General features: G+C 58.7%; 1 protein-coding gene. It reads right to left on the reverse strand.

The features are described 5' to 3' along the window. Nucleotides 1–1314 (reverse strand): IS3 family transposase gene (locus HV742_RS32015; RefSeq protein ID WP_175147285.1). Its coding sequence is split into 2 segments (ribosomal slippage), with 1315 coding nucleotides annotated over them: nt 1–828 and nt 828–1314; the frame shifts between segments, so codons are not numbered across the junction. This gene is flagged as partial in the annotation. Nucleotides 1315–1365 lie beyond the last annotated feature (51 nt).

Genomic DNA, 1365 nt, shown 5'->3' on the forward strand with positions numbered 1-1365 from the left:
GGCTCAGGCCTTTTAGCTTGAGCTTGATGCGGTGGTGATTGTAGTAGTGGATGTATTGGCGGATGCCGGCCTGTAGTTGCTCGATGCTCTCGAAGCGGTTCAGGTGGAAGAACTCCGACTTGAGTGTGCCGAAGAAGCTCTCCATGGCGGCGTTGTCCAGGCAGTTGCCCTTGCGGGACATGCTCTGGGTGATGGCCCGCTCATCGAGCAGGCGCCGATAGGCGCGTTGCTGGTACTGCCAGCCCTGATCCGAGTGCAACAGCGGCGTATCCAAGGGTTTGAGTCTGGCGAAGGCCTTTTTCAGCATCTTGGTCACCAGCCCGAACACCGGGCGCGGCTCGGTCTGATAGGCCACGATCTCGCCGTTGTACAAGTCCATCACCGGGGACAGGTACAGCTTCTTGCCCTGGACATTGAACTCGGTCACGTCGGTTACCCACTTCTGGTTGGGTCCTGAGGCCTGGAACTGGCGCTTGAGCAAGTCCGGTGCGATCCGACCTACGTTGCCACGGTATGAGCGGTATTTCTTGGCCCGCACCAGCGACTTGATCCCCAGTGCCTGCATCAAGCTTTGCACTGTCTTGTGGTTGACCAGTTCGCCGGCCTGGCGCAACACCGATGTGATCCGGCGATAGCCATAGCGCCCCTTGTGGCGGGCATAGACGGCACTGATTCTGGCCTTCAGGCTAGCGTACTTGTCCACCGCGCTCTGCGCCTTCAGGTGATAGTAGAACGTGCTGCGCGACAGCCCGGCCGCGCGCAACAGCAGTGTCAGCGGGTGTGCCGACCTCAATCCTTGGACCATTTGCGCTTTTTGACGAGCGCTTCGGTCCGTTCCGCTTGGATCAAGGCCTTCAATTTTTTTAGGTAGTCGAGCTCCGCACGCAGATAGGCATTCTCTTTGCGCAACTCTTCCTCGGTCATGTCTTTGGGGATCGGTGCCGGGGGGTATTTGTGCGGCATGGGACGTCTACCTCTGCGTTGCGGCGCCAGCGCGCCTATTCCCCCAGCATGATACTGGTCGCGCCAGATCCGGATGCTGTCAGCGTTACGCAAGTCGTAGAGCGCTGTCGCCTGCTGATCGGACAGGTTCTCCCGCTCAATCCGCTCCAGCACCTCGCGCTTGAAGGCCTCATCGTAATGCCCGTACTTCTTGGCCAACCCCGCTCGGCCATGCTCCTGGTAGCTCGCCACCCAGCGACGCAATACCGTACGACCTATGCCTAGTTCGGTCGCAACGGCCGCTGTTCCATGCCCGCCTGACAAGTATCGTCTGACTGCCTTGAGTTTGAATTGCTCATCGTACTTCGTCATGAAAAACACCCCAAAGATTGGATTGATGTCCAACTTTTGGGGTGCAGTTCA

Source organism: Achromobacter ruhlandii (assembly GCF_902859695.1).
Lineage (GTDB): Bacteria > Pseudomonadota > Gammaproteobacteria > Burkholderiales > Burkholderiaceae_B > Achromobacter > Achromobacter ruhlandii.